Source organism: Pseudoalteromonas thalassia (assembly GCF_049257215.1).
Taxonomy (GTDB): Bacteria; Pseudomonadota; Gammaproteobacteria; order Enterobacterales; family Alteromonadaceae; genus Pseudoalteromonas; species Pseudoalteromonas lipolytica_C.
Window position 1 is genome coordinate 1 of record NZ_JBMMUE010000028.1, and the last position, 8,787, is coordinate 8,787.

Sequence of the window (8,787 nt, forward strand, 5' to 3'; positions counted from 1 at the left end):
ATAAAGGGGCGAATACATTAAAGTGACCGGGGGTAGCTCCCCAAATAGAGTCCGTATATAAGCCAGCATCTAATCTTTATTTAATAAATACTCCGTTGACAAAAAATGGGGAGTCCATATAAGGGCACAGAGGAAGAGAAAGAGGGTATAAGGTGCTTTATCTTCAGCCCGGTGTTTTATGAGTTTTAGAATTAATTTAGTTTTCTCTATGTAGCGTGTAGCGCCTCGGTGTGCTCTGTGGTTCAGAGTGTTTATGTCTTTAATCTAATTAGAACCGCAGAGGGCATAGATAGCACAGAGGAAGAGAAGGAGGTCTTTAAGCTTTCAGCCGTTAGGTTTCAGCTAAATTGTGTTGTTTGTGGATCAGACATTGGTTGATGGAATGGTGTTGTATATAAGACGCACCAAGCAGGTGTGACGCCTACTGTTTAATATTTTATTTATCCATGTAGCGCGCAGCGCCTCGGCGTGCTCTGTAGTTCAAAAAGTATTTTTCGTATTATTAGTAAGATAATTTAAGCTATTCTTAAATTATAAACAGCTTTTAAATGTTCAATATTAGCAAGGATGGCTATATGGAAATGGATATAATTACCCGTAAAGTAATAGCGTGTGCTATTGAGGTACATAAACAATTAGGGCCAGGTTTATTAGAGTCTACCTATGAAAGTTGCTTGGTATATGAATTGCTGCAAGTTGGCTTTTCACTACTTAACCAAGTTGAGTTACCTATTTCATACAAGAGTGTCTGTTTAGATGCTGGGTATCGACTTGACATATTGCTTCCAAAGTCGCTAATTATCGAATTGAAAGTAGTAGAAAAGCTTTTACCCATTCACACAGCACAGTTAATTACATATTTAAAATTAACCGACATCAAAACAGGTTTACTTATTAACTTTAATGTTACAAGGTTGGTGGATGGTATTAAGCGAATTCAAGTTTAGTTTTTCTCTTGGCTTTATATCTAATTGTAACCACAGATGTATTAGGCGAAGCCTCTACTAGCTTAGAGCTGTCTTCTCCATTTAGCGTGCAGCGCCTCTGTCCTTTCTGCTCTCTGTGGTTTAAAAATCTTTGAAACTACTCACACTATAGGTGTTATAGTTAGCTCTCTAGATTAAATTTCGAATAATTAACTTTGGTTTTCTCTGTGTAGCCCGAAGCGCCTTTGTGTTCTCTGTGGTTCAATATGTTTTTACACAATTTGCACAAAGAGAAGTGAATGAGAAGACAAAGAGGTAGCCAATAACAAACCTAAATGTTTTTCTCTAAAGTGCTGCGCCTCTTATCCTCTTTGTGGATATAAATTTTCTTTAATGGCTGTCATGGTTACTAGCCAGAAGCTATTTCAATCTTAGTTTTATCGCCTAGTAGGGCTTGGTATTTTTTAGCCAAGGTTGCTTTGGCTTCGTCATCGCCGTGTACAATTTTGATTAACTTCGGTTTCTTTTTCATACCTGTTACAAACCTAATTAGCCCCTTTTGATCTGCGTGGGCGCTGTAGCCACTGATGGTATGAACTGACGCGTTTATATAAACCTTTTGATTATTAATATATACATAACCGCCTTTTGGGCCGTAGGTTTGAATATCTCTTCCTAGCGTGCCTTTGCCCTGGTAGCCAACAAAAATAATATCGGTTGTTTTGTCAGGTAAAAACTGCTCAAGGTAATTAACAATTCGCCCCCCTGTGCACATACCGCTGGCAGCTATAATAATCGCTGGCTGCTGCTTTGAACTTAAAAAGTTAATTAATGCCTTGTGCTCTTGGTGTGTATCAATTGTATGCAGTTGGTCAAAATCTAATGGGTGACGCCCTTGGTTAACTCGCTTCTTTGCTTCGTTATCCCATAGGGTTTTAAAGTGTTGGTACTGTGCAGTAAAGTTGGCGGCCATGGGCGAGTCTACAATTACTTGTAGTTTATGCCACATTGAATTTTTACGAGCTGAGTGAATTATTTGTTCTAGCTCATAAAGTAGCTCTTGCGTTCGGCCAATACTAAACGCAGGAATAAGTACCACACCGTTATCTGTAACGGCTCGTTCTATAATATTTTTTAAACCTTTTACACGCGTTTTTCGGCCATCATGGTTTTTATCACCATAGGTCGATTCTATTACCAAGGTATCGGCACGGTATGGCGGTTTAGGTGAGGGCAATAACGGTGTATATGGGGCTCCTAAATCTCCCGAAAATACCACTCTGTGATTACTTGGCTTTTTGCCAAGTTCAATTTCTACATAGGCAGAGCCAAGAATATGGCCGGCGCGTTGTAGGCGGATTTTAAATAAAGCCTCTTGGTTTTGGGAGCTCGAGGCTGCTTTTTCGGGGCTAAAGCCCACTCCTACAGGTATGGAGTACCATTTATTAAAATCTAGACTCACTATTTGCTGTTTTAGTCTTCTTATACAGGTGTTTATAATGGCCTCATCACGCGTTACACCCAGTTTTAAGGCGTCTTCAATAACGAGTGGTAGTAGTTTTGCGGTTGCTTTAGATGTGTATATTGGTCCTTTAAACCCTGCCACAAATAGGTAGGGTATGCGGCCTACGTGATCAATATGGCAGTGGGTAACAATAAGCGCTTTTACGGTTGATATGTCAAAGTCGATATTGAGATCTTCGTGGCTGTCTTCGCCCTGAAACAGCCCGCAATCGATGAGTATTGAGTTGTTGTCGTTAATAATAAGCTGGTGGCAAGACCCTGTAACACCGTTAACTGCTCCGTGGTGTTTTATTTGCATAATAATATCCTTATTTTTGAAGCATATGTTCAGCATAGAGGTTATTGACTATAACGGCAACGAGCAAAGTTCTTCATGTATTGTTGGAATGTTCATAAGCTGTAGATATTGAGTTTTAAGTTGGATGAGCAAATTCTTTTAAAGTCGAATACGATACTGTAGGCGTGAAATTTATTTCGCGCGTGAGATTTTTTTGTACAATTTGCACAAAGAGAAGTGAATGAGAAGAGAATGAGGAAACCACAAAATTATTTTCTTTTAAGCGAAGAAAGTTGTAACTAACTGTGAGTTAAAGAACTTTTTTATAACCACAGAGGACACAGAGAGCATAGAGGAAGAGACCAAACTTTTTAAATATTGGTTTCTCTGTGTAGCGCCTTGGTGTGCTCTGTGGTTCAAATATTGTTTTTGCACAAAGAGAAGTGAATGAGAAGAGAATGAGGTAAACCAAGAACTTAGCTAATTTGTGTTCCTCTAAAGCGTAGCGTCTCATAATCTCTTTGTGATCATTTGTTTTCTCTGTGTAGCGCGAAGCGCCTCGGTGTGCTCTGTGGTTCAAATATTTTTTGCACAATGAGAAGTGAATGAGGAAAGAATGAGGAACCCACAAGATTATTTTTACTTCCTCTTGAGCGCAGCGCCTCATAAACTCTTTGTGATTATTTGTTTTCTCTATGTAGCGCGAAGCGCCTCATAAACTCTTTGTGATCATTTGTTTTCTCTGTGTAGCGCGAAGCGCCTCGGTGTGCTCTGTGGTTCAATATGTTTTTTGTACAATTTGCACAAAGAGAAGTGAATGAGAAGAGAATGAGGTAAACCAAGAACTTAGCTAATTTGTGTTCCTCTAAAGCGAAGCGTCTCATAATCTCGTTGTGATCATTTGTTTTCTCTGTGTAGCGCGAAGCGCCTCTTATCCTCTTTGTGAGTTAAAGATCTTTTTTTAACCACAGAGGTCACAGAGTACAAAGGAAGAGAGCGACAGATTCTAAATAGTTATTCTGATAATCTCTTAGTGATTATTTGGTTTTCTCTATGATATAAATTCATTTTTGTATTAACTTTTTAAACATGAACAACTAACTAATTTAGTTAATTAATGCTATATTGGCGTTAACAAAAAATTCTAATAATTCTTCATGGATTCGAGTTATGCTAAAGGCGAACACTTTACTCATTAGCGGGTTAGCAACTCTTTGCGCTCCTGTGCTAGCTTCAGATAAAATTAATAACTATCAATCTTTTACTGGCTATACAGGCCTAATAAATACCCCTAATGCAAATGTAATTGATGTAGGTAATATTGATATTGGTTACAACAACATGCTTGATTTAAGAGGGCGGAAGTATATTGATGGCCATAACTTTATTTTTTCTGCTGGTTTATTTGAAGGTTTCGAAGTTAGTGGCCAAATAGCAGCAGAATCAATGAATGATAACCTGTTTTATACTGAGGGTAAGGGCCAATTAAGAGATTTGTCTTTCAATGCCAAGTACCAATTGCCTTATATACCTAAAGATTTGTTTACAGTGGCTATTGGTGTAAAAGATATCGGCGGCGCAGCAAATAACTACGAAACTTACTACGCGGTTGCTTCAAAAGAGCTATGGGATTTTAGATTTTCAGCAGGTTATGCAGTAAGCGATCGTTTAACAGGCCAAATGAATGGCCCTTTTGCTGGTATTGAATGGCAGCCATTTGACTGGTTTGCATTACAAGCAGAACATGACGCAGATGCATTTAATGCAGCCGTAAAAGTCACAGTGCCTAAAAAGTGGCTATACGATATCGGCGAGTTAACATTCACTAGCCGTTTTTATAGTAATACAGAATACAGTGAAGAAGACACATCTTGGGGTGTTAACTTCAAAATGCCATTATTCACAAAACCTGAGTACGAGGCAATCGAAAGTGCGCCAGAACCTGTGGTATCTGCAAGTGATGAACTAGCCTACTTTAAGCTTAACGCTAATAAAGAACCAGTAACCATAAAAGATCCCAATGCACACCGTTATTTTGAAAGCAATAAAGAAATGACAAGGCAAGCTGCAACGTTAAAGCATGCTTTAGTTAAAGATGGTTTCGAAAATGTACAAGTGGGCTTTAATAACGATAAGCAAATTGTTGTTAAGTTTGAAAACTCTACTTTTAATCGTAATGACCTTGATGCAATTGGTTTAGTGCTTGGCCGAATTTCGCAATATGTAAGCAGTGAAGGCATTGAGTTTAATGTTTTTATGTCTAAGCAAGATATTCCTCAACTTGGCCTTAAAGGTAATGTAGACGAGTATCGTGAGTTTATTCTTTCGCAAAAGCATCCTGAGGTAATTGTTTATCAAGGTGCTATGCCACTACCAAGAGCGCTTACTTGGGTTGGTTTAATGAATACCAGCACACCTTATTTTAAACCAAGAGTGTCACTAAGCCCTGTACTTAGAAATAATTATGCGACAGAGCTTGGAGTATATGATTTTTCATTGGCGATCCGCGCAGACGTTGATGTGCCATTATGGCAGGGCGCAGGTCTTAATTTAGGTGGCCAAGTACACATAGCTGACAGTGATGACTACGAAAAAGATGCGCCGTTTAGATATTATCGTGAAGAGTCTGAGTTCGACAGGGCAACACTTTATCAAACATTCGCATTGCCTTATGGTATTTATAACCAAACTCAAGTCGGATACTTTAAAGATTACCAAGATTATATGGGTATTCAAAACGAAACAACTTGGCTAAGCCCCGAAGGCCGCCATAAAGTGAGTGCCAATATTGGGTATTTTGATTATCAAGATTTTGATGCTCATAAAGACTTTCAGGTGGTTTCGTACCAGTATAGTTGGGTTGAACAAGACATAACCTTGCATGCTGAAGCGGGTAACTACTTTTATGATGACTCTGGGTTTAAATTAGAAAGCCGCTTTTGGTTTGGCGATAGCTACCTTGCAGTTTATGCACAAGATACGAATGTTAAAAAAATTGGCTTTGCATTTAGTATTCCACTTACACCACGTAAAGACATGTCGGTGACACGCTATGGGCAAGTTAAAGGTAACCAAGCATGGCGTCACGTAATCGATACTCAAGTTGGTCAATCTCGTAATAACGTAGTGTTTAACCGTGCATACACGCCATTTAATACTTTAAGCTTAGAGCGTAAGTTTTTAAATCAAGGACGATTAACTAAAGCATATTTATATGCTAATTTTAGTCGCTTGAGAGATGTTTACTTAGAATACAAATAATCACCGTTTCTATTTTAGGAATAAAAAGTTTAAAACCGACAAATTGATTTATTTTTTGTAATTCTAATTGCTGGATTGTAAATATTATCTATAATTTTTATTGAGCCTTTTTTAGTAAAATAAAGGCTCTTTATGTAAAATCACAGTTGCAAATATCGTGATTGTTATTTAACCTATCAGGTAGCAATGGGAAATTATCAATTATTTTGCTTTCAACTATGGGTTTAGTTGTATATTTCCCTGTATATCGACCTTATTTGATACGTTTATTTTAAAAAGGAATAAAAGGACTCCCTATGTTTACTAATAGAAAAACGCTACTAGCTATGTCTGTAGCATCAGTTTTTGCTCTTTCAGGCTGTTCGAGTGATGACGACAAAAATGAGGTCGTACCAGATCCGATTGATCCACCTACAGAAGTTGTTGTTCCACCTGAAGCTCCTGCTGAACTAGGCCTAGTTATTAATACGAGTGTTATCGATTCTGCTACTACTGATGTGGTTGACGCTACCGTAACATTTTTAGAAAATGGTGTTGTATCTAGCAATATCGTTGATGTTAATGGTGAAGCTTTGACCACAACCACAACTGAAGATGGTAGCATTGCTTTCTCCGTTAAAGAAGGCGCTACACTTGAAGAAGTAACCGTTAATGTAACCGCAACTGGTTATGTTGGTAAAACATTTGCCGTTAGCTTAGTTGCTGAAGAAGGTGAAACTTCAATTGACCAAGTTTTGGCGCTTACATCAAAAACGGCTGCAGGTATTGCTGATAAAGTTGTAGAAGCTACTGTAGAAGCTGGTGGTACTACATCTGCACCAATCGAAGCTGCTACTGAAGAAGGTGCTTCAAGTGCATCTGCAACTGTGCCAGCTGGTGTTATTTTACTTGATGAAAACGAAGAGCCTGTTTCTGGTGAAATCACTCTAAACGTAACAGGTGCTGATGCTACATCTTCTGCAGCACAATCTATCGTTCCTGCTAATATTAATGACGCTGATGCAGAAACAACAGTTAAAGCGGTTGGTGTTGCTAACGTTATAATGACAAACAGCGATGGTAAGAAAATTAAAAAATTCTCTAACCCTATTACTGTTTCAATGGCGATTCCAGCTGACACTATGATCAACGGCGAAGCTATTCAAACTGGCGATATGCTAGGTCTTAAGTCTCATAATGAAGACACTGGTTTATGGCAGTCAGAAACTAACATGGTTACTGTTGGTGCATTAAATGCAACTTCAGGTACTTACACTGGTAGCTTCCAAACAAGCCACTTAACATTCTTCGCTTCAACAGTGGATGTTGATGTTTGTACTTCAGGTATCTCAGTAGCGGTAAGTGGTGATGATGTTCCAGCAAAAGGCTTAACGATTTCTTTAGATTCTTCTGATGCGACCTATACAAGTACGCTTAAGTCAAGCAGCTCTAATAATGTAGTTGTTAGTCCTGGCAAATCTAAGAAAGAAGGTATCTCTTCTACTGCTACGGCATTTGTAACTGTTACTGACAACAATGGCCAAGTTTGGTATGAATCTGATGATGAAGTAGATGTATGTGGTGAGGTACCTGTACAGCTATCAAATCCAGTAACTTACACTTCAGAAGCTTTCACTGTAACGGCTGTATGTTCAAATGATGCTTCTCAAACAATTGACATGAGTAATGCTTTAGTTAGATATAGCTTAGCTAACAAAAAGAAAGTTGTAGCTTCAGGTTCAGAAGGTACATTTGAACTTGCTGGTCTTGTTCAAGATAGTACTTATAATGTGTTTATTAATGCACGTATCCCACTGTCTACAGGTGGTGCTACTGCAACTACAACCATTACTGCTGATGGTACTGATGAATCAATCGAATTATCTGCAGTTTGTGAAACAGTAACTGGTAGCTAATAGATTTGTTAGTAATACCTAGGGCTTAATAGCCCTGTCATGAAAAAAGCCGCTTTAAGCGGCTTTTTTTGTCTGCTTTTTAAGAACCTTTAGCCCACCTTGAGCTTACTCTGATGATCTGTGCTATTGTTTTCACTACGCGCGTTAAGAGCATCAGTGAACTCTATGGTTTAATTTTTTCTTCACAAAGAGAAAAATAAAAAATTTTAAAACAATGGGTTACATGGTTTTCTTTCCTCTCAAGCGCAGCAGTGAACATAATCTCTTTGTAATTATTTGGTTTCTCTGTGTAGCGCGAAGCGCCTCTGTGTTCTCTGTGGTTCAAATATTGTTTTTACACAATTTGCACAAAGAGAAGAGAATGAGGAAGTGATAATTATGTTTTTTGTTTCTCTTAAGCACAGCGCCTCTTATCCTCTTTGTGAGTTAAAGATCTTTTTTCTAAGCACAGAGGACACAGAGGAAGAGAATAGTAGATTGTAAATCGTTATTCACTGAAGCGCGGAGTGCCCATAATCTCTTAGTGATTATTTGGTTTCTCTGTGTAGCGCGAAGCGCCTCGGTGTTCTCTGTGGTTCAAATATTGTTTTGCACAAAGAGAAGTGAATGAGAAGAGGATGAGGTAAACCAATAACTTACTTAATTTGTTTTCCTCTAAAGCGCTGTGCCTCTTACCCTATGTGTGAGTTAAAGATCTTTTTTTCTAACCACAGAGGACACAGAGAGCACAGAGGAAGAGAAGGAGGTGGTTTCTCTGTGTAGCGCAAAGCGCCTCGGTGTACTTATATGGACTCCCCATTTTTTGTCAACGGAGTATTTATTAAATAAAGATTAGATGCTGGCTTATATACGGACTCTATTTGGGGAGCTACCCCCGGTCACTTTAATGTATTCGCCCCTTTAT

General features: G+C 38.5%; 4 protein-coding genes. 3 read left to right on the forward strand and 1 reads right to left on the reverse strand.

Going from position 1 to position 8,787, the window contains the following annotated elements:
- The first annotated feature begins 575 nt into the window (after positions 1-575).
- Positions 576-947, forward strand: a complete 372-nt coding sequence (locus AAEU31_RS20180) for a GxxExxY protein (protein WP_421968125.1) — start codon at positions 576-578, stop codon at positions 945-947.
- A gap of 388 nt (positions 948-1,335) precedes the next feature.
- On the opposite strand, the gene AAEU31_RS20185 is transcribed toward AAEU31_RS20180, so the two are convergent.
- Positions 1,336-2,748 carry an MBL fold metallo-hydrolase RNA specificity domain-containing protein gene (locus AAEU31_RS20185; RefSeq protein WP_421968126.1) on the reverse strand — a complete coding sequence of 471 codons (1,413 nt, stop codon included), beginning with the start codon at positions 2,746-2,748 and terminating at the stop codon, positions 1,336-1,338.
- Positions 2,749-3,897: 1,149 nt separating this feature from the next.
- Between AAEU31_RS20185 and AAEU31_RS20190 the strand changes: the two genes are divergently transcribed.
- Positions 3,898-5,988, forward strand: a complete 2,091-nt coding sequence (locus tag AAEU31_RS20190) for a YjbH domain-containing protein (RefSeq protein ID WP_421968127.1) — start codon at positions 3,898-3,900, stop codon at positions 5,986-5,988.
- A gap of 296 nt (positions 5,989-6,284) precedes the next feature.
- Entirely contained in the window at positions 6,285-7,883 is a 1,599-nt protein-coding gene (locus AAEU31_RS20195; RefSeq protein WP_421968128.1) for a hypothetical protein, read from the forward strand.
- Positions 7,884-8,787: the final 904 nt, after the last annotated feature.